We start from the raw sequence: 24366 nt of genomic DNA, 5'->3' as shown, positions 1-24366 counted from the left end.
ACCCCTCACACCACTTGAGGAGGAAACCATGGAAACCACCACCCGCACCGAACGCGTCTGTGTCACCTGCCCCGGCCTCGGCCGCGACGGCGTAGACGGCCGCCCCGCACCGAACTACTTCGACTTCCAGCACTCCTGCGAGGAGTGCCGCCCGCAGCTCCGCGGCCTCCTCAAGCGCATCCCCGGTGACTACGCCGACCTCGACGCCACGCCGCCCGGCGGCCAGCGCGAGCATGTCTCCGGGACCGTTGAAGCGCCCCTGGGCGTCCGTCTCGCCGTCCTCAACGAGATCTACACCGGACCCGCTACCACCCTCACCACGTTCCCGACCGGCCCCGACCAGGAAGGTGTCCTCTCCGCGCCCCGCATCCTCTGGTTCATCGCCAGCGCGTGGCTTCCCGCCTGGCAGGTCAGCCACCCAAAGGAGCGCCTCCCCGCTCCCACCGTCTGGCACCTCGCCGACTGGCTCGAGAAGCGCCTCGACTGGGCGTGCAACACCCTCCCCGCGCTCATGGCCGACCACGCCGGGTACCTCTCCGCGCTCGCCCACCGCCTCGACCGCCTCAACAACCCGACCTCGGGCAAGCCCGAGCCGATCAACGTCAAGATCCCCTGCCCCGACTGCGACTGCTACGGCCTTGCCTGGTTCCAGGGAGACGTCCTCTGCACCGTCTGCGGCGTCCGCATGGAAGACCACCAGTACCACCGCTGGGTCGGCCTCAACGCCGCCCTCACCAAGCACTAAGGGGCACCATGACCAGCCACCACCTCATCATCGGCCGCAACGGCACCATGCCGTGTGCGAAGTGCTCCTGCGGGGAATGGGAGTACAACGGATACCCGGCGCTCCAGGAGCTCAGCGACCGTCACCTCATGCACGCCGAGGAAGCCGCCGCCGCACTCAACCCGATCACCGACGAGCAGGCGCAAGCGATCGAGGCCCGCCTCAGCGCCGTTTCCCCTGGTCCTTGGGAACTCGAACCCGAAGGCCGCAAGTACATCATCGGCAACAAGGAACACCAGCTCGCAACCGACGTCGAGTACAGCGACGCCAAGTTCTTCCTGCACGCCCCCGCCGACATCCGGGCGCTCCTCGACGACCGAGAACTCGCCGATGCCGCGATCGCCCGCCTCAACAAGCGCGTCACCGACGACCTCGCGAACGCCGACACGCTCATGCGAGAGCGCTACGCCTACAAGCAGGAAGCCCAACAGGCCGGCGCGCAGGTCCAGGCCATCCGCGACGCCGTCTCCGCCTGGGACCTCACCGACGACGAGATCGCCATGTTCTGCAACGACACCGACCCGTACCAGCGGGCCCGGCTCTGGACCATCTACCAGACCAAGAAGGCGATCGCCTCCGAGATCCGGCGTCGCCTCCTAGAAGCCGCCACCGAAGGAGACGAGGCCTGACCATGGGCTGGACGAAGATCAACGACCTCAACCGGCCGCACCGCTGCCGTAAACCACGGGCCACCCGACGCCACGGCCACAACTCGCAGTGGACATGCGACACCTGCGGCAAGAAGTGGGAACTCCACCGGCACGTGCTCAGCAAGCACTGGAACCCCTACGGCGCGTTCTGCGGCATCTGCGGTCCCGGAGCAGGACTGATCTGGCCGAAGCCCAAGAAACCAGGCCAGGGCGTCGAACCCATGGTCCATCGATTCGGCGCCGCACCCATCGAATCCCCTGACCAGCCCGAACCCATCGAACCCGGCAACGTCACCAGCGAGTGAGAGGATGAGCCATGCGTAACCCTGCGGGAACAGAGGACGAGATCACGAGGCTGGTCGAGTTCTTCACCGCGTTCGGTATTCCGACTGAGCACATGCGTGCCAGCCCTGGTGTCCTGCTGGATGATGAGTGGCTGCGGCTCGCCCCGGAGTTCGTGTTCCGGACGAAGGATCTGACCGCCGAGCAGCGCGACGTCATCGAGAAGACGCTTCGAGTGAGGCTGGTGCCGTGAGCAGCAGATACGCCAATTGTTGTAGCGCACGTGTCGCTCTTCGTAATCATAGAACCCGCGATTCTCAGCATCGGGAGCTGCCGTGATCCTGTCCGACCGTGAACTCCGCAAGGCTCAAGCGAACCACAACGTGGTCGACCCGTTCCGGGACGAGCACGTCCAACCCGCGTCCATCGACCTGCGCCTCGGCGATCAGTTCATCATCTGGGTCGGCACCGAGGACTGGGGCCGGAGCGGAACCATGAAGCAGCACAAGACGACCGTGGTCGACGGCATCACCATCGAACCGGGCCAGTTCATGCTCGGCACCACCCTCGAGACCGTCACCATCCCCGACGACCTCAGCGGCAAAGTCGAAGGCCGCTCCTCGTGGGGCCGCCTCGGGCTCACCGTCCACATCACCGCAGGGTTCATCGACCCCGGGTTCACTGGCACGATCACGCTGGAGCTGAAGAACGACGGCCACACACCGCTGTGGCTGCCTGTCGGGGAACGCATCTGCCAGCTCGTGCTCACCCAGTTGACGTCCCCCGCTGATCGGCCGTACGGGAGTGCAGGGCTCGGCTCCCAATACCAAGGGCAGACCGGCGTCACCGCCAGCGCGATCGGAGAGACCCCATGACAACGCGAATCACCGCACTCCAGCTGATCCTGGAGAACCCCATGCGAGAAGACGACGCGCAATCGATCATCGACGCTGTCCGACTCATCCGCGGCGTCATCGAGGTCCGGGTACTGGAATCCAATGTCAGCGCCGAGTCCGCCGCAGCGGTCCGCCGAGACATCCAGTGGGCGGACAGGATCCGTGCGGCCGTCAACGAGCAGCTGAGGGACCAGCCGTGACCATCAGCCCCGAAGACCAGGCGCTCATCGAGCAGGAAGCCAGCGCGCACCTGCAGTTCGAGCCTTGGTATCAGGCGCGCCGCCCGATCCCGAAATCCGTGAACCGTGTCGACGGCTGCGACTGCGGCGGCATCCAGCTGCACCGCGTCGACTGCACCATCACCAGCCTCGACCGCGAGCAGGCGTTGGCGAATATCGACGCCGCCAACGAACGGTCGGCCGCGTACTGCGCCGAGATCACCCGCATCCGCAACAGCACCCACAGGGTGAGCTGGGAGGCCCTCTTCGTCGACATGGGCCCCTCGGGGACGCGGATGTTCGACACGCGGGTGCCCACCGGCGCCTGCGAGCTCACGTGCACCTGCGACTGGAGCACCATCGTCCCCGTCGACCAGGTGGACGCCATCATCGCCGAGCACGAAGGCCAGTGGACGAACGAACACGACCGAGAGGACGAGACGCCGTGACCGAGGACTCCATCGAGCAGATGGCCGAGTGGTACCGGCGGCAACGGGTCAAAGAACTGACCACAGGCCCGGCCGCTGGCATGCTCCTTCTCCTGCAAGGCAACCCCACGCTCCTCGACCCCGCACCGGCCGAATTCGGGCCCGAAGACATCGACCACCGCCGCCTCCACGAAGACCACCCGTGCCTCCGCTGCGGAAAGCGAGCCCAAGTCGCCTACGTGAACTGCCTCGAACTCGGGAACCGCTGGCTGGACCTCTGCGCGGCATGTGACCTTTGGATGCGGAGGCCTCTGTCGTGACCGACCTCGACGACCTGTACCCCAAGGTGACCTTGACTCGCCGCGAGTACGTCATCCACTCGTGGCTGGGCCCAGACCAGGGAGCGCAGCAGCACGCCGAACGGGAAGGGCATGTCCCGCCCGGCGTCGACTCAATCCGGGTCACCTGGTTTGGCGGGTTCGACCAGCCTCGTTCGATCACCTGGCAGTGGCTGGACGGGGAAGACCCGTCCGGGAAGCGGAAGCTCCTGTGGTTCGCTGACGGGCCCTGGAAGGGGCAGGCGCCGCGCTGGATCGAAGCCGACGTCCCTGAAGGTGCCGACTACCTGTTCCTCACCTTCGATCGGATCGACGACATCAAGCCCGGTGACACCACGCCTGCGGCCTACCGCTACCGGGTGGAGCAGCGCGAGGACGGCCTGTGGTTCGGCAGGTGCGTGTCGTGACCACGCTCCGCGACTTCATCGCCGTCCGCCTCGACGAGGACGAAGCCGCCGCGCGAGCCGCTTCGCAGGGTAAGTGGGAGGTCGACGATCCCGAGTACCCGCACACGATTCACGCCAACGACTACGAGGCCGAAGTGGTTTCCGGCGGCCGCTGGGGCGGCGAGGCGAGCGTGTTCGACCGTAAAGCCGACCCGCTCCACATCATCCGGTACGACCCCGCCCGTGTCCTCCGCGAGGTCGCCGCCAAGCGGGCCATCTTGGAGCGGCATGGCATCTCCCAGGGGGACGGCTGCACCGGGTGCGGCGTCTACCTCGGCCGCGACGACAAGTGGCACCCGAACGTTGCCGCTGAGGACTGCGAAGACCTCCAGGCGCTGGCCGCCATCTGGCCTGAGCACCCCGACTTCGATTCGAACTGGAGCACGATATGAGCGAGCCCGAGGTGTCTTCCCATTCGCGCACGGCGACCGCCCGGATGACGCCCGGACATGAGACCCGTTCGGTAACCTTGTGGGATGCCCTCTCCCCAAAACCCGTACGACTGCGCGCCGTTCTTCGCCGGATACGGCATCTACAGCAGAGACGCCCGCGCGCAGCTCACCGCCGACGAACTCATCATCACCGTCAAAGGTGCCGTCGTGCAGCGCATCCCCGCCGACACCCTCGAATCTGACGAACTCTTAAACCTCGGCGACGTCCTGAACCACCAGGATGCGGAGACCTAGACAACCTCATTGACGGTTCCGGTTGACGCTCCCCAACCCGATGTGTCACACTGGCCGCAGCTAGTACAACTATGCCCACATACTCCTTAGAGCCCCACCCTCGCCGGTGGGGCTCTTCGCATGTCCACCCCCGGGACAGGGCCAACTCTCATGGTCGACCCCGACGCTCTCGTCTCAGGACCAGACGCCGCCGCCTACCTCACCGAGCACACACCACACAGGATCACCGGCGACATGGTCCGCAAGTGGGCGCACCGCGGGTACAGGGACCTCGCCGGCCAGCGCCGCAAGCTCATCGCCGTCGACCACCTCGGGGAGCGCGGCGCCGCCCGCTACCGCTGGTCGGACCTCCTCGACGCCGAACGCGCCACCCGCCGCAACCCGAAGACTCCCGGCCGCGGCCGCGTGCTCCTCAGCTCGGCCGCCTAGAACAGCTCATGCTGCGCCAGTCGCGGTGCCTCCTCTTCATCCGTCTCGGCCCAGGTGATCGCCACGTCACCGTTTTGGCCCATCCCCTTGATAACGAACAACTCGAACGACTCACCAGGCTGAACCACCGTGAGCCCCCGGACGCCCGCATCCACCATGATCCGCACGTCAGGGGCCTGCGCCACAACGTTGAAAGCGGTCACGCCGTGGTTCACCACACGGTACTTCGTCTTCGACAACGCCGTAAACCGCCACGGACGCCGACGAGCCGCAGCATCCGCCTCCTCTCGCTCGGCACGTGCCAGCGCAGCTTGTTCCAGGTCTGCCTGTGCCGACTTCTCAGCCGCAGTAGCAGAACGCTCGGACGCCTCAGCCGACCGCTGCGACGCCTCACGAGACAACCGGGCCTCGTTCTTACTCGCGTGTGAAGAGACCGACGACCAGGCCGCCGCCGCCAGCGCAAGCAGCGCGATCAGCGAGGGCACGATCCACGACGCATTGTCCTTGAAGTAGTTCACCCACAGAGGCTATCGAGACGTCTTCGCGTCCGTTGGCCTCGACTTGCCGCTCTGGCGCAACTTGGCAGACGCGCTGGCTTCAAAAACCAGTCCAGTCCGGGTTCGAATCCCGGGTGCGGCACCATCACACCAGCTCGGGAGGTGGCTCTCATGGTTCCCCCGGAGACACCTCCCGAGCGCCCCCGCTGCAAAGCCAAGTCCCGCAGGACCGGCGACCGCTGCCAGAAACCGCCGATGCTCGGCCAGGAAGTGTGCGGCACCCATGGCGGTCGTGCCCCGCAGGCGAAGGCCGCCGCCGCGCGCCGCATGGCCGAGGTCAAGGCCGCGAAATACGTCGAGACGTTCGGCCTCCCCCGTGAAATCGACCCCCGCGACGCCCTCCTCGAAGAGGTCTACCGGACCGCCGGCGCGATCGACTGGCTGCACGCCCAAGTGCAAGAACTGCAGCGCGACGAGGTCACGTGGGGCAAAACCGAGGAGACCGACAAGGGCTCCGGCGAGTTCACCGGCACCGACATCACGCACGCCGCCGCGGTCAACGTGTGGGTGCAGCTGTGGCAGTCCGAACGCAAGCACCTCGTCGACGTCTCGAAAGCCGCCATTTCGGCGGGAATCGAGGAACGCCGCGTGAAGCTGGCCGAGCAGCAGGGCGCGCTCCTCGCCGGCGTCATCAAAGCCGTCCTCGGCGACCTCGAGCTCACCCCCGAGCAGGCCGCCCGCGCGCCCCGCGTCGTCGCCGACCGGCTCCGCGACGTCTCCATGAGCCTCAACTAGCAGGAGAGGGTGATGGACACCCTCAACCCCTGGGAAGCCGCCGCCCGACACTTCGAGCCGCGCGAATCCCCCTGGGCCACACCCGGAGAGATGGCCCGCGACTTCGACCCGCTCACCGTCCAGACACCCGCGCTCGACCTGATCGACGCCGCCCTGGTCGAAGTCGCTGAAGGCCGCTTGAAGCGTCTCGCGATCTCCCTCCCGCCACAAGAGGGCAAGAGCCAGCGGGTGTCCCGGCGGTTCCCGCTGTGGCTCCTGACGCGCAACCCCGACCTGCGGATCGTCATCGCCTCCTATGAACTCGGCGTCGCCCGCCGGTGGGGCCGCGACATCCGCAACGACATCGCCACCCACGCCCCCACACTCGGCTTCGAAGTCCGCTACGACACGTCAGCGGCGCACGAATGGCAACTTGAGGGCCACCTCGGCGGCTGTTATGCGTGCGGAATCGGCGGAGCCCTTACTGGGCGTCCGTCAGATCTGATGGTCATCGACGATCCACATAAGAACCGCAAGGACGCTGACTCCGAGCTGCAGCGGAACACCGTGTGGGACTGGTGGACGGACACGGCCCGCACCCGTCTTTCTCCGACCGCGCCCGTCGTGGTGATCCAGACGCGCTGGCACGAGGACGACCTCACCGGCCGGTTGATCGCCGACAACCCCGGTGAATGGACCATCCTCAACATTCCCGCGCAGGCGAATCACCGGCCCGAGAAGGGCCAGACGGACCCGCTCGGCCGTGCGCCCGGCGAGTACCTCGAATCCACTCGTGGCCGCCAACGCCAACGCCCCGCCGGGACCTGCAAGCGACACCCCGGGTGGGCGTGTTGCGACTGGGACGACATCAAAGCCGACGTCCAGGACCGCACGTGGGAAGCCCTCTACCAAGGCGAACCCGCGCCCCCGACCGGCTCCGTGTTCAAGCGCTCCTGGTGGACGTTCTACGAACAAGCCCAGTGGATCGAGCACGACAACGACACCCGCACCGCGCTCGGCTTCGACGAGATCATCCAGTCGTGGGACCTCGCGTTCAAGGACTCGGACGGCTCCGACTTCGTCGCCGGCCAGGTGTGGGGCCGCCGCGGCATCGATACCTACCTGCTCGACCAGGTCCACGCCCGCATGGACTTCGTCACGACCTGCGAGGCCATCGTCGAACTGTCGAGGCGCTGGCCGCAAGCGGTCGCGAAGCTCATCGAGGACAAGGCGAACGGGCCCGCGGTCATCAACCAGCTCCGCCGCACCGTCCCCGGGTTGATCCCGATCGAACCGGACGGCTCGAAAGTCGCGCGCGCCGCCGCGGTCTCGCCGCTCATCCAGGCCGGGAACGTGCATCTCCCGCACAAGAGCCTCGCCCCCTGGGTTGAGGGGCTCCTGCAGGAAGCAACGTCGTTCCCGACCTCCCCGCATGACGACCGCGTCGACGCCATGAGCCAGGCCCTGAACCGGCTGCTCATCAACCCGCTGCTGCTGGAAGACGAGATCTACGAGGACGACGACGCCGAACAGGCCATCAGCCTCTACTAGCAGGGAGGGGACACTGTGCGCCTTCCCGCCCCGGTCCGCAACGTCATCGAGTCGGTGCGCAGTCGCATTGTCGCCCCCGTGCAGGAAGAACTGTCGATTGAGCGGTCGAATGCGGAGCTCCTGCGTGAGTCCGTGACCGACCTCGAGCGGCAGCTGCTCGACCCGGGCTGGCAGCAGTTCGTGGCGTACGCCCAGCAGGAGTTCTCCACTGAGGGCATGGTCCAGCTGCGGGCGATCTGCCGCTTGTACACGCTGAAGAACCCGCTGCTGAAGCGCGCGGCTTCGCTCCGGTCCGCGTACGTGCACGGCCAGGGCGTGGAGATCACCGCCCGCGCCAACGGCAAGGAGCACGCCGGCGAGCAGGACGTCCAAGCGGTCGTTTCGGCGTTCCTCGACGACCCGGGGAACAAGCGGACCCTCACCGGCGCTGAGGCCCGCAACCAGAACGAGCACGCCCTGTTCACCGACGGGGAGCTGTTCCACGCGCTCTTCACGTCACCGCGGACCGGCCGTGTGCAGGTCCGCACCCTCCCGTGCGACGAGATCGTCGAGGTCATCTGCAACCCCGAGGACAACTCCGAGCCGTGGTTCTACCGCCGCCGCTGGGTGCAGATGTCCTACCAGGGTGATGGCTCGCAGCGCAACGACCTCCGTGAAGAGCTGTACCCGTGCCTGGACTACAAGCCCCCGGGCCGGTTCACCAGGTACGCGAACATGCCCGTCCGGTGGGACGCCCCCGTTGTCCACACCACCGTCAACCGGCCCCTGCACTGGCACCGCGGCGTCCCCGACGCCTACGCCGGCGTCGACTGGGCACGCGCCTACAAGACGTTCCTCGAGGACTGGGCAACGCTCATGAAGAGCCTCGCGAAGTTCGCGTGGCGCCTCACCTCCAAAGGCAGCGCCCGCGCGCAGGCGCGCCAGGCCCTCGCCGCCGGGGCACCGCGCGACTCCCTCGCCGGGAAAGCGCTCGACGTCGGCGGCACCGCGGTCACCCCGATGGACGCCATCATGGAGGCCATCCCCAAGACCGGCGCGACCCTCGACTCCGAGTCCGGCCGCCCCCTCGCCGCGATGGCCGGCGCCGCCTACGACATGCCCGTCACCATGCTCCTGGCCGACCCCGGCACCACCGGAAACCGGGCCACCGCCGAGACCCTCGACCGGCCGACCGAGCTCGTGCTCGGCCAGCGCCGCGACCTGTGGACCTCCACGCTGCAGCGGATCCTTTCCCACGTCATCACCGCCGCCGTCCGGGCACCCGAGGGCCCGCTCAAGGGCACGATTATCCGCGACCCGTACTCCGATCAGGACGTGGTCACCCTCGACGGCGACACGTCCACGAAAGTCGACATCGAATGGCCCGACCTCTCCGGCGCGGACATCGCGACGATTGTCAAGGCCATCGTCGACGCTGACGGCACCGGGACGATGCCGCCCGAGCTCGTCCTGCGCCTGGTCCTCACTGCTCTGGGTGTCCGTGACGTTGACGAGCTCGTCGAGGCCATGGTCGACGACGACACCGGTGAGTTCCAGTGGCCGTCCAGACCTGCACTCGGTGGTGCGGGCGGCGCGGCGGCGGGGCTGCTGCGAGCCGGACGCGACCCGACCGACGCCGGCCCCGGCCCCATGGAAGACGACGACCCTGAGCCCGATCCTCCTAACGAGGAGGACGAGGACGAGGACGGGTAGGCGATGGCCGTCACCCGCTCCACCCTCGCGCTCAACCGCCAACTCCGCGCCGGGATCGGCACGGAAACCGACGACGCGGACCGGCACCTCACCACCCAGTGGGTGAAGGCCTGGGACCAGCTCGCGCCCGCCTGGGAGCAGGCCGCCACCCAACTCACCGCCCTCGCCGTGAAGACCGGGCGCTGGCCGACCATCCACCAGATCGCCCGCAACGACGCCGCGATGGGCGCGCTCGACGCCTCCCAGGCGGCGCTCACAGCACTCGCCGCCGACACCGACCGGACCGCCAGCGCCGGAGCCGGCCGCATCATCGAACTCGATGCCGAGCTCGAGCCGAGGATCATCGGCTCCCAAGCGCCCGACACGAAACAGGAAGCGCTGACCGCGCACGTGCTGCGTCGCCTCGCCGAAGCCGAAGAGGAACCCGACGTCACCGACGGTGGCATGGTCCCCCCACCCACCGCCGCGGACCTCCTCGGCCCCGCGATCATTGCCGGGATCGTCGCCGGACGGTTCGAACCCTCCGCGCTGGCCGCGATCATCGCCCGCGCGTCGGGCCAGATCCACGCCGACACGATCCCCCTCTCCGACGAGGCCGTCGCTGCGATGCGGGCAGCCCTCATCGAGGGCATCATCGTCGGCGACAACCCGATCCCCGTCGCCCGCGACATGGTGAACCGGGTTGAGGGCGCCTTCAACGGCGGACTCACCAGGGCCCTGACCATCTCCCGCACGGAGATGCTCGACGCCTACCGGGCCGCCTCCGCCTACATCCACCGCGCCAACGCCGACCTCGTCACCGCCTGGCAGTGGTACGCCCGCCTCGACTCCCGCACCTGCCCCGCCTGCTGGTCCCGGCACGGCCGCACCTACGCCGTCACCGAGCCCGGCCCCGACGACCACCCCCGCGGCCGCTGCACGCGCCTCCCCAAGCTCGCCTCCTGGGCTGAGCTCGGCATCAGCGCCCCCGAACCGCCCTCGCTGCTCCCCAACGGGGAGAAGGCCTTCAACCAGCTGTCGAAATCCGCGCAGCTGGAAGTCATGGGTCCCGGCCGTCTCGAGCTGTACCGCTCCGGTGCCGTCACGTGGGACCAGCTCGCCACCTGGCGCGACACCCCCCAGTGGCGCCGCTCCAACCAACCCACCACGGTGCGGGACCTCCGCGTGCTCGCCGACCGCAACCAGCAGCAACAGGAGGTTCACCGTGTCGCGTAAGCGCAAGCCCATGGGGCCGCAGCGGCGCCGAGTCGCCGAATCCGTGGCCGCCCCCGAACGCACCACCGTAGCCGAAGCCGGCGTCGCCGAGGTATCGAAGGAGCGTCCCGGACGGATGCTCGTGCGCCTCATCAAGGCCGGGTGGTCCCTGAACGGGAACTACTACCCCGCCGAGGTGTTGAAGCGCGACGGCGCCGCCGCCTGGCCGAAAGGCACGCAAGCGTTCATCGACCACGCCACCGAGACCGAGGAGTACGAGCGGCCCGCCGGGTCGGTCGAGAAGCTCGCCGGCATCCAGACCGAGGACGCCCGCTGGGACGAGGACACGAAGTCGCTCGTCGCGTGGACGCGCCTGTTCGAACCGTGGCGCACCCCGCTGATCGAGATGGCGAAAGCCGAAGCGGAGGAGGGCATCCCGGTCATCGGCATGTCCATCCGCGCTTACGTCACCGCCGAGCACGGCGAGCGTGACGGCCGCAAGGGCAACATCGTCAACACCGTCGAGCAGGGCCGCTCCGTCGACTTCGTGACCAAGCCCGCGGCGGGCGGCGCGCTCCTGGACGTCCTCGAAGCAGTCCAGGCCAGGAAGGTCGCCGAGGCCAGCTCGGTCGGCACCTGGCTCGAATCCCGGCTCCACCTGGCCCTCACCCAGTACGCGGACGAGATGTACGGCGACGGGCGCCTCACCCGCGCCGAACGCATCACCCTCTCCTCCGCGATCGGTGACGGCCTGCAGGCCTGGACCGCCCGCGTCGAGGCTGACGCCCCGCAGCTGTTCCAGCGCGCCCCATGGGACGAGGCCCCGGACGGTGAGGTCCCCGCCGAGGAAGCCCTCACGAACGACACCCGCGCCCGACTCCAGCGAGCCGTCGCCGCCGCGCACGGCAGCGACGACGAAGACGGCTCCTGGGTGTGGGACTACGACCCCGACGAGCAGTTCGTCATCTACGGCAACGACGACGGCACTTGGCGGCAGGCCTACACCGACGAGGACGGCATCGCCCTCACCGGCGACCCCGTCGAAGTCGACCGCCGCACCACGTACGTCCCCGTCGACACCCCCACCGAGGAAGCCGCGGCCCTCACTGCTCCCGCCCGGCTGGCCGTCACCGAGATGGCCGCCGACCTCGACCGCGCCGACCAGGCGCTCAAGAACTCGCCCACCGCGGCGACGGCCAACGCGGACGGCTCCCCGCCGACCGCACTCCACCCAATCCAAGAAGGAGAGTCCACGATGAGTGGATCTACCACTGCTGAGGGCGTCCAGCCCGGCCCGGCGGGGACCCCGAACGGCACCCCCGTTGCCGAAGAGGTCGCCGTCGTCGCCGCCGAACGCGACCAGTTCCGCACCCGCTGCACGGCCCTGACCGAGGCGCTGTCCGAGTCGCAGTCCGCGCAGCGCACCGCCGAGGCCCGCATGAAGGAAGCGCTCGCGCGCCTCCAGCTCATGGAAGGCAACGAAGCCGGCCGCGCCGCCGTCGACAAGGCGCTCGCCGAGAACGCCTCCGGCATGCCCGACTCGCTCATCACCGCCATCACGCCGCGCGTCCACGCCGCGGTCAACGGCCGCGTCCCCTTCACCGAGGACGGCCAGGTCAACGCCGAGGCACTCACCGCGCTCGTCGCCGCCTCGATCAAGTCCGAAGCGGGCTACGCCGCGGCGGTCCTGGAATCCCAGGGCGCGGGCCGCCCCTCCGGTCTCGGCGGCTTCGTCGAGGGCGAGGGCGTGCCCGACTTCGACGTCCAGCTCGCCGAGGGCTTCGCCGAGCTCGGCCTCGACGAGAACTCCGCCCGCATCGCTGTGAAGGGACGCTAACCAATGGCGCTCAACCAGGTTTACCAGTACGGCCGCAAGTTCGCCGTGCCCACCGCTTCCATCACCGCCCCGGCAGCGCCGGAGTCCGGCGACGCCGTGCTGGTCAACCAGCTGCCCGCCGTCGCGCAGACCGACCCGCTCGTCGGCGCTGACGGCGTCTCCCGCGTCTCGATCCAGACCGACGGCGTCTGGGACCTCCCGGTCAACGCCAACGCCGGCGCGATCGCGGTCGGGCACATCGTCCACATCGCCACCGCCGACGGCGCGCTGTCCAACACCGCGGCAGGCGGCGTCCGCTTCGGCTACGCCCTCGCCGCGGTCGCCAACGCCGCGACCACCATCATCCCCGTCAAGCTCGGTTACTAAGGAGCCACCCAGATGCTCGACACCATGCTGCCTGAGGTGGCCACGTACTCCCAGGCGAAAGCCGACGAGACTGAGCTGTTCAAGGGCGACCCGAAGACGTTCACCCAGCGCCGCCCGCGCGCCAGCGCGAACCCGCGCTACCAGAAGGCGTTCATGGAGGTGTTCAACCTCTACCGCCAGGTCCTCAAAGGAGACAGCTACGCCGCGCTCTCCTTCAAGGAGAACATGACCCGGTCGGACTTCTCGTTCCTCTTCGGCGACATCATCGACCGCCAGCTGCTCGCGCAGTACGCGCAGATGCCCGTCCAGTGGACGTCGCTGGCACGGGCCGGTCGCGTCCGCGACTTCCGCCGCGTCAAGCGGTTCACTCTGGACGGCGGCGAATCGGTCCTCGCAGAGGTCCCGGAGCAGTCCGAGTACCCCGCCGCGTCGCTCGCGGACGGCTTCTACGAGTACCAGGTCCGCAAGTTCGGCCGCCGCATCCCGTTGTCGTGGGAGACGTTGGTCAACGACGACTTGGATGCGTTCGCGTCGATCCCCGAGCGGCTGGGCAACGCCGCGCGCCGCTCCGAGGAGCGCTTCGCGACCGCCCTGTACGCCACCGCTACCGGACCCGCGTCGCCGTTCTTCGGCGCCCCGAACGGCAACCTCACCGACGCGCAGCTGACCGTCTCGGGCCTGCAGGAGGCCATGACCATCTTCGGCGAGCAGCTCGACGCCGACGGCAACCCGATCTTCGTCTCCGCGGCGACCCTCGTGGTCCCTCCGGCGCTCGAGGTCAAGGCGCTGAACATCCTCAACGCCATCGAGATCCTCGCTGCGGACGGCGGCGGGAACGGCGTCGAGAACGACCAGCTGCGGGTCTCGAACTGGATGCGGAACAAGGTCAGCTTGATCGTCAACCCGTGGCTGCCGACCATCGACCTGGCCACGGGCTCGACGGCCTGGTACCTGTTCGCCAACCCGAACTCCGGTCGTCCGGCGATGGAGATCGGTCGGCTCATCGGTCACGAAGCGCCGCAGCTCTTTCAGAAGAGCCCCAACGCCACGAGGGTCGGCGGCGGGCTCATCGACGCCACCGACGGCGACTTCGACTCCGACAGCGTCGAGTGGAAGGTCCGGCACATCCTCGGCGGCACGTTGATGGACCCGAAGTCCGCGGTGGCCTCCACCGGCGACCGAGTGGGTTCGTAACGATGTCCGCCCGGCCAGGGGCGCCCGAGGGCGCAGAGGACATCCTCACCGAGATCCTGGCCGAGCTCCGCAGCATCAACGCGAAGCTCGGCCAGTCCACCGTGGCCTCGTTCGAGGTCCCCGCAACAGGAACCGTCAGCCAGGAGCGGGTGTTCGAGCTCCTGGACGAGGCGAGTCGACGGGGGGCGGCAGTCCTGTGATTCCCGCTGTCCTGCACCAGATCTGGGTCGGCCCCGACCCGCTCCCCGCCGAGTACGCCGCCTACACCCAGACGTGGCAGGCAGCGCACCCCGGCTGGGAGTACCGCATGTGGACCGAGGACCGCCTCCCGGTCATGCGCAACCGCGACCTGTACGACCGCGCCGAGGAGCTCGTCCCCGCTCCCTCGGTGTGGCAGTTCCGCTCCGACGTGCTCCGCTACGAGATCCTCTGGGCGTTCGGCGGCGTCTACGTCGACGTCGACTTCGAATGCCTCACCAGCATCGAAGACACCATCGAAGGCCTGGAGGCGTTCGCTGCGTGGGAGACCCAGGACCGGTGGGTGAACAACGCGATCCTCGGCACCGAACCGGGCCACCCGTTCATCGACCGGCTCATCACCGGCCTCCCCGCTTCCGTCGAGCACCACCGGGGCCTGCGCCCCAACGTCTCGACCGGTCCGCAGTACCTGACCGGGTTGTGGCGTCGCCACCGCGACGAGCTCACCGTCCTGCCGCAGGCCCTGTTCTACCCGTACTCCTACAGCGATGTCGGCACGCCGCGCGAGCGCGGCCCGTTCCCGGGCGCGCTGGCCGTACACCACTGGGCCAACCGCCGCCGCACTCTCGCCCGGGGGCGGTCATGAAGACGATCACGCTCCCCGCCGGCCGCTCTGCCGAAGGCGCACCTGCCGCGCGCATCGAGGTCGATGAGACCGACCACATCGGCCGCATCATCTCCCGCGGCACCTGGTACGAGAAGGACCTCCTCGACGACGCCCGCCACCGCATCACCGCGTTCGAGCCTGGCACGGCCGTCGATGTCGGCGCGCACATCGGTACCCACACCCTGTGGTTCGCGCTGGCGATGCGCTTGAATGTGGTCGCGCTCGAACCCAATCCGGCATCGTTCGACCGGCTGGCGCGGAACCTCGAACTCAACGACCTCCGCGTCCCCGACATCAACCGCCCCTTCGTACGGGCGCTCCCGGTCGCTGCCGGGGCCCGGCCCGGCTGGGGCCGCGTCCAGCCGCCCGCGCTCGCGGGGAACTCCGGGACCGTCGCGGTCAAGCGCGACCGCGGCGCCGATCAGCAGGACGCCGGACAGGTGCCGATCACCACGATCGATGCGCTCGGCCTCGACGAGGTCCGGCTCATCAAGATCGATGTCGAGGGCACGGCCGCTTCGGTCCTCGTCGGTGCCGCCGACACGATCGCTGCGTACTCCCCGGTGATCTACGCCGAAGGCGACCGTCACGCGCTCGAAGACGCACTGCCGAAGGGCTACAAGTGCTTCGGCTGCTTCGCGAAGACCCCGACGTACGGATTCGCCCGTGGCTAGCGTCTCGGTGGCGATCATGGCCCACCAGAAGCGGGCGGCGTTCGTCCCTGAGCTCAAGATGAAACTCGACCGTCTCGCCCGCGTGGTGTGGGACGACGGGTCGAACTCCCGGTGGGGCACCGGTCGCCGCGCACTCCTCGCCTACGACCCCGCCGCCACCCACCACCTCGTCGTCCAAGACGACGCCGTCATCCCCGCTGATCTCGTCGCCGGCGTCGAGGCCGCGCTCGCGCACGCCCCCGACGACGTCCCGGTCTGCCTCTACGTCGGCCGGGTCCGCCCGTACGGGGAGATGGTCGCCGAGTACGTCGCTCGCGCCGACGGCGCTTCGTGGCTGGTCATGGACAGGCTCAACTGGGGAGTCGCCATCGTCATCCCCACGAACGTCATCGACGAGCTGGTGGCCTGGTGCGACCGGCTTCCGATCCCGAACTACGACACGCGCATCTCGAAATGGTTCGAGCGCCGGGAGACACCGGTCTGGTACCCGTGGCCCTCGCTCGTCGACCACCGCGAATCGCCTTCGCTCGTTCCCGGCCGCGGCCACTCCGGGCGCACCGCGCACCGCTTCATCGGCGCCACCGCTTCGGCGCTCGGTACCGACTTCTCGGGCGCGGTCCTGCGCCTGCCCAATGCCGACAGCTACCAGCCAGGAGGTCTCCCCATGCTGTTCAAGTCCACCAAGTACCCGGACCTGTACATCCCCACGATCAACGTCCGCTTCGAGGACGGGTTCGCGGAGGTGACCCGGCGCGGCGCGATGTCGTACCTGCAGGGGTCGCCGATGCGGCGGCGCGGGGTGCGCCTCGCGACCGATGAGGAGACGGCCGCTTGGCGGGAAGCCAGCACGCCGATCCTCGCCGTGGCCGAACCCGCTGCGGTCGAGCCGCCGGTCGACGCCGTCGAGGTCAAGGAGCCCGCGCCCGCGGCGGTGCCCGCCGAGACGACGCCGGTCGAGGAGGACCCGGCCGACCCCGCGAACGACAACGAGGAACCCGCGCCTGCCGAGGATGCCTCGGCCGAGAGCGTCCCGGACGGCACCGCGGGCGATGTCCTGGCGTGGGTCGGCGACGACGTTGACCGCGCGAAGGCCGCCGCCGCCGCGGAGGTCGAAGGGAAGGGCCGCAAAACCCTCCTGGCCGACCTCGACCGGATCATCGGCGAGTAGGAGCAGGCGGTGGCGATCGACTACACGACCCCGGTCGGGCAGGTCCGGCTTCTGATCGCCGACGTCGAGGAAGGCAACTTCCTCCTCGCCGACGACCAGATCACCGGATACCTGGCGATCGAGTCGGGCCGCGTCAAGCGCGCCGCGGCGCGGGCGCTGGATGCGATCGCCACCTCCGAAGTCCTGGTCTCCAAGAAGATCAGGACCCTTGACCTCCAGACCGATGGCCCCGCGGTCGCCGCCGAGCTCCGCGCCCAGGCGCGGCAGCTGCGCGAGGAGGACGACCAAGACGGCGACGAGGGCCCGTGGGCGATCGACGTCATCCCGTTCGACCCGTACGCGTCCTACCGCACCCTCGGTGAACTCGGCGGCCTGTGATGCCGTTCCCTGGCACCGGCGTCTTCCACCGCGACTGGGAGGCCCGCAACCGGCCCGTCGCCGAGAGCGCCATGACCGCGACCGGCATCGTCCGCCGATACTCGGCCACCGGCGTCTTCAACGAGCCCGCAGGGAAGACCGACTACCCGCCGCCCGTCACGGTGTACGGCGTCGACGGGGCCGCGCGGATGCGCGTCGTCCGCGACGGCGTCGAAACCACCCGCGAGATCGGCGGCCAGCAGGTCATCATCCGCAACTACATCGTGGTGCTCCCCGCCGACGCCCCGGAGATCCGCGTCAACGACGAGGTCGTGGTCGCCACCGCCGGCGACGCGCGCCTTCCGGACGAGTCCCTGTGGGTGCATGACGTGCGGTTCGGTTCCCAGATCTGGGAGCGGGACCTGGTGTGCGCCAACGTCCCGCCAGCGCAGATCTGAGGAGGCACGGTGGCTGAGCTCCGCATCGATGGGATCGAGATCCGGCGCTTCGAGCGCGACGTGGAGGTCGGCTCCCAGGAGGCGACGAAGCAGGTCCGGAACACGGTCCGCAAGTCCACGTTCGCGACCGAGGCCGGCGGGAAAGTGCGGGCCGCGGTGCTGACCGGGTTCATGCGGAACTCCATCACCTCGGACTTCATCGGATCCAACCGGGACATCGCGGTCGGCACCACAGGGCCGGAAGCGGAGTACTCGCCGTACGTCGAGCTCGGAACATCGCGGCAGGCGCCGCAGCCGTTCATGGGCCCGGCCGCGGATGAGGAAGAACCGAACTTCTATGCCGCCCTAGACGCTATCGACCCGCTGCCGGGGGCGTGATGGCGCAGATCTCGAGGCCCTTCCAGCTCGCCATCAAAGCGATGGTCATAGCGCAGGTCCCGACGTGGCAGTACCACTACGGGGGCGTGCAGATCCCCGACGAGGGCCTGCAGTTCCCGCACCTTGTGCAGTGGCCAGTCCCCGCCCGCGGGGAGATCGCGAACCTCGGCGGCAACCTCATCCCCAAGATCAACGACGCCCGGTTCGTCGCTGTCGGCCGCGACGTCGACGAGGTCCTGTGGGGCCTCGACCAGGTCGCGGCCGCCCTCCTCGGGAAGCGACCCGTGATCCCCGGGTGGGGCTGCAACTTCATCCGGGAGATCCCCGTCGACCAGCCCGTAGCGGAGAACAAGGACGTCCTGTTCGAGGGCCGCCCCACCTACACGGGCTGGGCACACTACCGGATGGGCGCCGAACCCGCAGCCGTCATCTCTTCGTGACGGCGCGGCCGATCACCGCGCCGACCGCCAGCAGGATCCCCACCCAGATCACGGCGAACGACCACCCCGGCACCTCCTCGGGATAGGTCGTGTCCATCGAGAACCCCACGGCCGCAGCGACAACGCCGCCGACCGCTACCACGATGCCGACCCACACGAGCAGCATCCACGTTCGCTTCGTCATCGGCCCACCGTAGCGGCCCCGCCGAAGGTCCACATCCACCGGACGGGGGAGGTCGGGCATGCAAGCACGGTACGTCCGCCTCCGCTGCCTCACCACTAGGCACCAGTGGGACGCAAGTGAAGCCGCAGCTGCCGCGTACCTCGCCGCGGGCGGCTGCGAAATCGTCCGGCCCGCCAAACCCCGGTCCCGGCCCCTCCCCATGAAAGCGCACCGCACTCTCGCGGGCCGCTCAACCACGCCCCGGCCACAACACTCTGAGGAGACACCATGAGCGACGCCGTCGTTCCTACATCCATTCCGGCCGACGGGTCCCTCAAGGTCCTGTGGGTCCCCGCCATCGCCACTCCGGCCGAACCGACCATCACCGAGGCCACCGCGCTCACCGTCGTCGACCTGTCCTGCTACCTCACGGCGGACGGGTGGACCCCGGCCACCGACGAGCAGGTCTCCGTCGACGACCGCCTGTGCAGCCGCCAGTCCTTCGAGCGCGTCGGCCGCTTCACCGACACGCTGTCCATCACCTACGTGTTCCAAGGCCAGGAGCCCGCCGCGGCCGACAACAAGGCCCAGACCACGCTGCGGCACAAGGAGCTCGGCTTCGTCATCGCCCGCTGGGGCATGGACTACGAGCCCGCGATCGAGGTCGGGGACATCGTCGACGTCTACGTCGTCGAGTGCGGCGTCCAGGTGAAGCAGGCGCCGGAGGCGAATGGCCGCCAGAAGATCATGCAGAAGCTCTTCATCCGCAGCGGCACGCAGCGCGACGTCGCGATCGTCGCCTCCTAGACCGGGGCCCGTGCACCAACCTGGCCGGGGTGCGCGGGTCCCTTTCCATGTCCAAGGCCAGACCTCACGGCCAGGAGAGCAGCATGTCCAACACGAAGAAGCCGCGCACGGCGAGTGAGAAGCTCGCCGCCGCCGAGCGCACCCAGGACTCCATGACGGTGAATCTGCCCGGCCCGCGCAGGGCTAAGTGGAAGACCATCAAGGAAGCCTACGACCGCAAGAACGCCTCAAAGTCCGCCACCGAGATGCTCGTTCCCGACCCTGAGCTCAAGCGCCTCGCCGCTCAGCTCGCGGAACTCGAGGAGCAGATGGCTGAGAACGCCATCGTCGTCACCGTGCAGGCGATGCGCCGCGAGCGCACCCCCAGTACGCCCAAGGACGAGCTGACGTGGAAGGAGCTGTGCGAGGCCCACCCGCCCCGCAAAGGCAAGGACGGCAAGCCCCTGCCGGAGGACTCCACCGGCGTGAACATGCAGACGTTCCCCGAGCAGCTGATCCGGGCCTCCATCATCGGCCCCGACGACCTCTCCCCCGAGGAGTGGGACGCCCTGCTGTACGAGTACATGACCGACGCGCAGTACGACGGCCTGTTCGAGATGTGCTGGCGGCTCAACCGGAACAAGGTCGACGTCCCTTTCTCCTTCGCCGCCTCGAAGACCCTGAAGAGCGGATCCTCGTCGAGGCGGCCGAACGGCTCGGCATCTCGCGCCGCCGCTTCGAAGGCTGGGAACCCCTCGAAGTAACCACCGTCGTCCGCGACGAGAACGGGCAGGTCACGGGCTGGGAGACCCGCCGCGAACCCGAATGGACCGAGGAAGAACAGGGCTGGATGCTCGCCCTCGCCGCCAGACGGGACACCCTCTGCTCCGGCTGCGGCGGCGACCTCACCGAAACCACCCGCCCTGATATGGACGGCTCCCCCGGCAACGGCAAGTACCTGCCGCTGCTGCCGATCCGCTGCCACCGGTGCACGGCCCTCTCCAAATCCGAGGCCTCCTACCGGGAGCAGAAAGCGGAGCACCCGCACGCGCTCATCCACCGCGTCGAAGCGCACCCACCGCCCGTCTGATCTCTGAGAGGAGGCCAGGTGCGCACCATCTCCGTCAAGTACGTCGCGAACATCAAGGAGTACACGGCCAACGTCGGCGAGATGGTCAAGACGACCCGCGACTTCCGCAAGGAACTGTCGGAGACGGCCGCGAAGGGCAAGGGGGATCTGGACGCGGTCGCGAACGGCGCGATCGCGTTCGGGCTTGCCCTTGGCGGCGCCCTCGCTGCCGGGGTCGCCCAGGCCGCGCAGTTCGACCACGCGATGGCGCAGGTCAACGCCGTGTCGAATGCGACCGCGGCCGAGTTCGGGGCGCTCCGGCAGGCCGCGATCGACATGGGCGCCTCCACCCAGTTCTCCGCGACCGAAGCGGCGAACGCGATCGAGGAGCTCTCCAAGGCGGGCCTGACCGCGGCGCAGATCACCGGCGGCGCGCTCGCCGGTGCGCTGAACCTCGCCGCGGCGGGCGGTATCGGCCTTGCCGAGGCCGCGAGTATTGCCGCGACCACGTTGAAACAGTTCAACCTCGAAGCCTCCCAGATGTCCTCGGTCGCGGACACCCTCGCCGGGTCCGCGAACGCCTCGAACACCGATGTCACCGGGCTGGGGCAGTCGCTCAAGAACGTCGGCACGGTCGCCGCCCAGGCCGGGTTGAGCGTCGAGGAGACCGTGGGCATCCTCTCGGCGATGGGCGACCAGGCCCTCACCGGCGCCGAAGCCGGCACCAACTTGAAGACCACGCTCCTGAGACTCCTCGCGCCCACGAAGGAAGCCAAGGCCGTCATGGACGACCTCGGCATCTCCATCTACGACACGAACGGGAACGTCCTCGGCGCAGTCGACATCGTCCGCGAACTCGAAGACGGACTCGCGCAACTGTCCATCGAGGAACGCAACGCCGCCATGGCCGTCCTGTTCGGGCAGGAAGCGATCGCGGGCGCGAACATCCTCCTCGCCGAAGGCGCCGCCGGGATCTCGACCTACATCGACAAGGTCAGCGAGCAGGGTGTCGCGGCCGAGACCGCCGCGAAGCGCATCAACTCCCTCCAGGGTGACGTGGGCCAGCTGACCTCAGCGATCGAAGGCCTCGCCATCGAATCCTCGGGCGGGCTCTCTGAGGCGCTGCGGACCATCGTCCAGTTCGCGACCGGACTGATCGGGACATTGCAGGCCATTCCCGCCCCGATCACCAACACGGTCGTCATCATCGGCGTTCTAGTCGCCGGGGCCGCGCTTCTCGGCGGCGCATTCCTTCGGGTTCGCGACAGGGCCGCGCAAATGAACGCGCAGCTCGCAGCAACAGGGCCCGCAGGCGCGAAAGCCGCCGGAGCCCTGTCCTCCGTGGGTCGCTACGCCGGCCCGGCCGCGATGGCCCTCGGCGTGGTCCAAGTCGCGTCGATGGCCCTTGCTGCGGCGTTCGGGAAGCAGCTCAACCCCCAGATCGAGGCGTTCGGTACCGGCCTGGAGCGGTGGGCTAGAGACGGGGAGATCGCCGGTGAGGCCGCCCGCATCATGGGCGACGACTTCGACAAGTTCTCGCAGTCCCTCGAATCGGCCGCCGACGAAGGCTTCACACGTGGGCTCGCAGCCTTCACCGAGGGCATGGTTTCCGGGGCCAAGGAGATCGACGACTCCCTTGCCAAGTCCACTGAGCGGATCTCCGCAATGGATGCGGCGCTCGCTCAGCTGTACGCCTCCGACCCTGAGGCTGCGGCTGAAGCGTGGTCGAAAATCTCGGACGAGGCCGACAAGCAGGGCATCTCGATGGAACGCCTCAACGAGATCTTCCCGGAATACCAAGCCGCACTGGAGAACTCGACTGCGAAAACGGAAGAGGCTGCCGAGGCGGTCAACCCGTACACGCTGCAGCTCGAGTTCCTGGCCGAGCAGATGGGTGTCACGGGGGAGACCGCCGAGCAGGCCGTCACCGACATGCTCCAGGTCTGGTCCGACGGCGCGACCGCGTTCGTCGACTTGCTCGGGGCATACAACGCCGGCCTCGACGGGCTCGAGGAGAACGCGAAGCTGACCTCCGAGGGCTTCATCGAGGAGCTGCGGCAACAGGCTGAGGCGCAGGCGCAGTGGGCGGAGAACATGACCATCCTCGCCGAGCGCGGGGTCGGCGGGATGATCAACGAACTCGCCGCAATGGGCCCCGAGGGTGCCGAGATGGTCGCGCTCATGGCCCAGATGACCGACGAGGAGCTGCAGGAAGTCGTCCGCCTGTGGGGGCTGCGCGGCGATCAGACCGGGCAGGAGATCGCCGCAGGCATCATCGCGGGGATCGACGACTCCGAAGACGGCATCGACGGACTCCAGAACGCCATCGACGGCTTGCACGGCACCACCGTCGACATCGTGCTGCAAACCATCAACCAGGCAGCGCAGCACGAATTCGGACCGAACGCCCTGCAGGCGCAGCGGTGGGGCGGCGTCACCGTCCACGCCCAGAGGGGGCTGCTGAACGCCGGGATCTACTCCGCGCAGAACCCGGCCCGGTACGCGTTCGCTGAACCCGCAACGGGCGGTGAGGCGTTCATTCCGCGCCGCGGCAACAGGGCGAGGTCCCTCGCGATCCTCGACGTGGCCGCGTCCTGGTACGGCGCTGATATCACCCGCCGGGGCCAGTGGCGGGGCCAGCGGCCAGTCGAGGTCGCGACCATCACCAGCATGACCGGCGCCTCCGGTTCCGGCCGCCCGTATGGGTCCACCGTTGTCGAACACCAGGAGGTCAACGTGCACGCGCACACCGACGACTTCAAATACGCCCAGGTCATGGACGAGATGTCCTGGCACGGGGCGTTCTGATGGCCCTCGCCGTCGAGCAGGTCCACCTGATCGGGACCGCCCGCGACTTCCTCATGGGTGCAGGCACCCTCTTCGACGTCCAAAAGGACTTCAACCCGTTCTTCACCTCAGTGCGCGCCACGCAGGGCGGCGACCGCCCCTACGCGCACGGCGCCTGGGTCGGCGCCGAATGGCAAGACCCCCGCGTCGTACCCATCAGGGTGATCGCCAACGGCGCCAACGGCGACATCCCCTCGACACGGGCCGCGATCCAGCAGATGGCCGCCGCGTTCTCCGCGGTCGGCGCGACCGGCGAAATCGCTGAACTCCGCTTCCGCCTCAAGGACGACCCCGACGAATACGTCCTGTTCGGCAGGCCCCGCGGCGTCGAACCGGACATCGACGAGATCGCTCTGGGGCGCGCGAAGATCGCCACCGCGTTCGTCGCCGGCGACCCCCGCATCTACTCCGGCAACCTCACCACCGTCACCACGGGCCTGCCGGTCCAACGCGGCGGCCTGCGCATCGACGCGGAGCGGGTCTCCTCAGTGTGGCGTCGGGGCCTGCGGCTCCCCTTCCGGATCCCGGGGACCACGCAGGGCGGGCAGGTCGAGATCAACAACCTCGGCACCACCGCGACCGGGGCCCTCATCCGCATCGACGGACCCGTGGTTGAGCCGCGGCTGATCCTCGAACGCTCCGACCGGTCCGTCCAGTCCATCAGCCTCAACATCACCTTGGGTGAGGGCCAGTGGATTGATGTGGACACCGTTCGCAAGCGGGCCCTGCTGAACGGCCTCATCGAAGCGAACCAGCGCGGTGCCGCGACGTGGCTGATGGACGCCTTCCCGTTCCTGCCGGGTGTGAACCGGATGCGGTTCCTCGCCGCGAACTACACCCCAGCCGCTCAGGCGAAGGTGGAGTACCGCTCCGCCTGGTGGTAGCCGCCCTCGACCCCT

The 24366-nt window shown here is 68.7% G+C and carries 34 protein-coding genes and 1 tRNA gene; 33 read left to right on the top strand and 2 right to left on the bottom strand.

Annotated features, from left to right (window positions below):
• The first annotated feature begins 28 nt into the window (after positions 1-28).
• From AB0I03_RS23795 to AB0I03_RS23740, 12 genes are all read left to right on the top strand, one after another.
• Positions 29-745, top strand: coding sequence for a hypothetical protein (locus AB0I03_RS23795; protein WP_360416393.1), 717 nt, complete (start codon positions 29-31; stop codon positions 743-745).
• An 8-nt stretch (positions 746-753) separates the two neighbouring features.
• Positions 754-1413 carry a hypothetical protein gene (locus AB0I03_RS23790; protein ID WP_360416391.1) on the top strand — a complete coding sequence of 220 codons (660 nt, stop codon included), beginning with the start codon at positions 754-756 and terminating at the stop codon, positions 1411-1413.
• Between the two features lie 2 nt (positions 1414-1415).
• The gene (locus AB0I03_RS23785; RefSeq protein WP_360416389.1) at positions 1416-1739 is read left to right on the top strand and encodes a hypothetical protein; all 324 of its coding nucleotides are present in this window, start codon (positions 1416-1418) and stop codon (positions 1737-1739) included.
• A gap of 11 nt (positions 1740-1750) precedes the next feature.
• A complete protein-coding gene (locus tag AB0I03_RS23780; protein WP_360416387.1) occupies positions 1751-1969 on the top strand; it encodes a hypothetical protein in 219 nt (72 codons plus the stop codon).
• Positions 1970-2051: 82 nt separating this feature from the next.
• Positions 2052-2591, top strand: a complete 540-nt coding sequence (dcd, locus tag AB0I03_RS23775; protein ID WP_360416385.1) for a dCTP deaminase — start codon at positions 2052-2054, stop codon at positions 2589-2591.
• Positions 2588-2812, top strand: a complete 225-nt coding sequence (locus AB0I03_RS23770; protein WP_360416383.1) for a hypothetical protein — start codon at positions 2588-2590, stop codon at positions 2810-2812. The genes dcd and AB0I03_RS23770 overlap by 4 nt, the downstream gene beginning before the upstream one ends.
• Positions 2809-3279: a hypothetical protein gene (locus tag AB0I03_RS23765; protein WP_360416381.1), complete on the top strand. Its 471-nt coding sequence runs from the start codon at positions 2809-2811 to the stop codon at positions 3277-3279. Before AB0I03_RS23770 ends, AB0I03_RS23765 begins: the two co-directional genes overlap by 4 nt.
• Entirely contained in the window at positions 3276-3578 is a 303-nt protein-coding gene (locus tag AB0I03_RS23760; RefSeq protein ID WP_360416379.1) for a hypothetical protein, read from the top strand. The genes AB0I03_RS23765 and AB0I03_RS23760 overlap by 4 nt, the downstream gene beginning before the upstream one ends.
• On the top strand, positions 3575-4003 hold the full coding sequence (locus AB0I03_RS23755; RefSeq protein WP_360416377.1) for a hypothetical protein: 429 nt from the start codon (positions 3575-3577) through the stop codon (positions 4001-4003). The genes AB0I03_RS23760 and AB0I03_RS23755 overlap by 4 nt, the downstream gene beginning before the upstream one ends.
• Entirely contained in the window at positions 4000-4434 is a 435-nt protein-coding gene (locus AB0I03_RS23750; protein WP_360416375.1) for a DUF6221 family protein, read from the top strand. The genes AB0I03_RS23755 and AB0I03_RS23750 overlap by 4 nt, the downstream gene beginning before the upstream one ends.
• An 84-nt stretch (positions 4435-4518) precedes the next feature.
• Entirely contained in the window at positions 4519-4728 is a 210-nt protein-coding gene (locus AB0I03_RS23745; protein ID WP_360416373.1) for a hypothetical protein, read from the top strand.
• Between the two features lie 150 nt (positions 4729-4878).
• A complete protein-coding gene (locus AB0I03_RS23740) occupies positions 4879-5157 on the top strand; it encodes a hypothetical protein (RefSeq protein WP_360416371.1) in 279 nt (92 codons plus the stop codon).
• Here AB0I03_RS23740 and AB0I03_RS23735 read toward each other — a convergent pair.
• Positions 5154-5675 carry a hypothetical protein gene (locus tag AB0I03_RS23735; protein ID WP_360416369.1) on the bottom strand — a complete coding sequence of 174 codons (522 nt, stop codon included), beginning with the start codon at positions 5673-5675 and terminating at the stop codon, positions 5154-5156. The genes AB0I03_RS23740 and AB0I03_RS23735 overlap by 4 nt on opposite strands.
• Before the next feature lie 45 nt (positions 5676-5720).
• On the opposite strand from AB0I03_RS23735, the gene AB0I03_RS23730 reads away from it, so the two are divergent.
• The 16 genes from AB0I03_RS23730 to AB0I03_RS23655 all read left to right on the top strand — a co-directional run bounded on the left by AB0I03_RS23730 (position 5721) and on the right by AB0I03_RS23655 (position 18602).
• Positions 5721-5799, top strand: a tRNA-Leu gene (locus AB0I03_RS23730).
• A gap of 26 nt (positions 5800-5825) precedes the next feature.
• A complete protein-coding gene (locus AB0I03_RS23725; RefSeq protein ID WP_360416367.1) occupies positions 5826-6449 on the top strand; it encodes a hypothetical protein in 624 nt (207 codons plus the stop codon).
• A 12-nt stretch (positions 6450-6461) separates the two neighbouring features.
• Positions 6462-7979: a phage terminase large subunit gene (terL, locus tag AB0I03_RS23720; protein WP_360416365.1), complete on the top strand. Its 1518-nt coding sequence runs from the start codon at positions 6462-6464 to the stop codon at positions 7977-7979.
• A gap of 15 nt (positions 7980-7994) precedes the next feature.
• Positions 7995-9671: a hypothetical protein gene (locus tag AB0I03_RS23715; RefSeq protein WP_360416363.1), complete on the top strand. Its 1677-nt coding sequence runs from the start codon at positions 7995-7997 to the stop codon at positions 9669-9671.
• A gap of 3 nt (positions 9672-9674) precedes the next feature.
• Complete coding sequence (locus AB0I03_RS23710) at positions 9675-10886, top strand: minor capsid protein (RefSeq protein WP_360416361.1); 1212 nt, start codon at positions 9675-9677, stop codon at positions 10884-10886.
• Positions 10876-12702, top strand: a complete 1827-nt coding sequence (locus AB0I03_RS23705) for a hypothetical protein (RefSeq protein ID WP_360416359.1) — start codon at positions 10876-10878, stop codon at positions 12700-12702. Before AB0I03_RS23710 ends, AB0I03_RS23705 begins: the two co-directional genes overlap by 11 nt.
• 3 nt (positions 12703-12705) lie before the next feature.
• On the top strand, positions 12706-13068 hold the full coding sequence (locus tag AB0I03_RS23700) for a DUF2190 family protein (protein WP_360416357.1): 363 nt from the start codon (positions 12706-12708) through the stop codon (positions 13066-13068).
• A gap of 12 nt (positions 13069-13080) precedes the next feature.
• Positions 13081-14262 carry a Mu-like prophage major head subunit gpT family protein gene (locus AB0I03_RS23695; RefSeq protein ID WP_360416355.1) on the top strand — a complete coding sequence of 394 codons (1182 nt, stop codon included), beginning with the start codon at positions 13081-13083 and terminating at the stop codon, positions 14260-14262.
• Between the two features lie 2 nt (positions 14263-14264).
• Positions 14265-14462: a hypothetical protein gene (locus AB0I03_RS23690; protein WP_360416353.1), complete on the top strand. Its 198-nt coding sequence runs from the start codon at positions 14265-14267 to the stop codon at positions 14460-14462.
• Positions 14459-15106 carry a glycosyltransferase gene (locus AB0I03_RS23685; protein WP_360416351.1) on the top strand — a complete coding sequence of 216 codons (648 nt, stop codon included), beginning with the start codon at positions 14459-14461 and terminating at the stop codon, positions 15104-15106. The genes AB0I03_RS23690 and AB0I03_RS23685 overlap by 4 nt, the downstream gene beginning before the upstream one ends.
• Positions 15103-15801: an FkbM family methyltransferase gene (locus tag AB0I03_RS23680; RefSeq protein WP_360416349.1), complete on the top strand. Its 699-nt coding sequence runs from the start codon at positions 15103-15105 to the stop codon at positions 15799-15801. Before AB0I03_RS23685 ends, AB0I03_RS23680 begins: the two co-directional genes overlap by 4 nt.
• Complete coding sequence (locus AB0I03_RS23675; protein WP_360416347.1) at positions 15794-16969, top strand: hypothetical protein; 1176 nt, start codon at positions 15794-15796, stop codon at positions 16967-16969. The genes AB0I03_RS23680 and AB0I03_RS23675 overlap by 8 nt, the downstream gene beginning before the upstream one ends.
• Positions 16970-16978: 9 nt before the next feature.
• Complete coding sequence (locus AB0I03_RS23670; RefSeq protein WP_360416345.1) at positions 16979-17347, top strand: hypothetical protein; 369 nt, start codon at positions 16979-16981, stop codon at positions 17345-17347.
• A complete protein-coding gene (locus AB0I03_RS23665; protein WP_360416343.1) occupies positions 17347-17784 on the top strand; it encodes a DUF6093 family protein in 438 nt (145 codons plus the stop codon). The genes AB0I03_RS23670 and AB0I03_RS23665 overlap by 1 nt, the downstream gene beginning before the upstream one ends.
• Before the next feature lie 9 nt (positions 17785-17793).
• The gene (locus tag AB0I03_RS23660; RefSeq protein ID WP_360416341.1) at positions 17794-18162 is read left to right on the top strand and encodes an HK97-gp10 family putative phage morphogenesis protein; all 369 of its coding nucleotides are present in this window, start codon (positions 17794-17796) and stop codon (positions 18160-18162) included.
• Positions 18162-18602 carry a hypothetical protein gene (locus AB0I03_RS23655; RefSeq protein ID WP_360416339.1) on the top strand — a complete coding sequence of 147 codons (441 nt, stop codon included), beginning with the start codon at positions 18162-18164 and terminating at the stop codon, positions 18600-18602. The genes AB0I03_RS23660 and AB0I03_RS23655 overlap by 1 nt, the downstream gene beginning before the upstream one ends.
• Here AB0I03_RS23655 and AB0I03_RS23650 read toward each other — a convergent pair.
• Positions 18589-18786, bottom strand: coding sequence for a hypothetical protein (locus AB0I03_RS23650; RefSeq protein WP_360416337.1), 198 nt, complete (start codon positions 18784-18786; stop codon positions 18589-18591). The genes AB0I03_RS23655 and AB0I03_RS23650 overlap by 14 nt on opposite strands.
• A 267-nt stretch (positions 18787-19053) precedes the next feature.
• Between AB0I03_RS23650 and AB0I03_RS23645 the strand changes: the two genes are divergently transcribed.
• The 5 genes from AB0I03_RS23645 (at position 19054) to AB0I03_RS23625 (ending at position 24351) form a co-directional block, all read left to right on the top strand.
• Positions 19054-19572, top strand: coding sequence for a hypothetical protein (locus tag AB0I03_RS23645; RefSeq protein ID WP_360416335.1), 519 nt, complete (start codon positions 19054-19056; stop codon positions 19570-19572).
• 83 nt (positions 19573-19655) lie between these two features.
• Entirely contained in the window at positions 19656-20315 is a 660-nt protein-coding gene (locus AB0I03_RS23640) for a hypothetical protein (RefSeq protein WP_360416333.1), read from the top strand.
• 86 nt (positions 20316-20401) lie between these two features.
• Positions 20402-20641 (top strand): hypothetical protein, encoded by a 240-nt coding sequence (locus AB0I03_RS23635; protein WP_360416331.1) that lies wholly within the window; start codon positions 20402-20404, stop codon positions 20639-20641.
• A gap of 18 nt (positions 20642-20659) precedes the next feature.
• On the top strand, positions 20660-23428 hold the full coding sequence (locus AB0I03_RS23630) for a phage tail tape measure protein (protein WP_360416329.1): 2769 nt from the start codon (positions 20660-20662) through the stop codon (positions 23426-23428).
• Complete coding sequence (locus tag AB0I03_RS23625; RefSeq protein ID WP_360416327.1) at positions 23428-24351, top strand: hypothetical protein; 924 nt, start codon at positions 23428-23430, stop codon at positions 24349-24351. Before AB0I03_RS23630 ends, AB0I03_RS23625 begins: the two co-directional genes overlap by 1 nt.
• The last annotated feature ends 15 nt before the right edge of the window (positions 24352-24366 follow it).

The sequence above is a fragment of the Glycomyces sp. NPDC021274 genome, assembly GCF_040641195.1.
Lineage (GTDB): Bacteria > Actinomycetota > Actinomycetes > Mycobacteriales > Micromonosporaceae > Glycomyces.
Note: the sequence above shows the minus strand (reverse complement) of the source record. Positions and strands in the feature narration are given on the sequence as shown.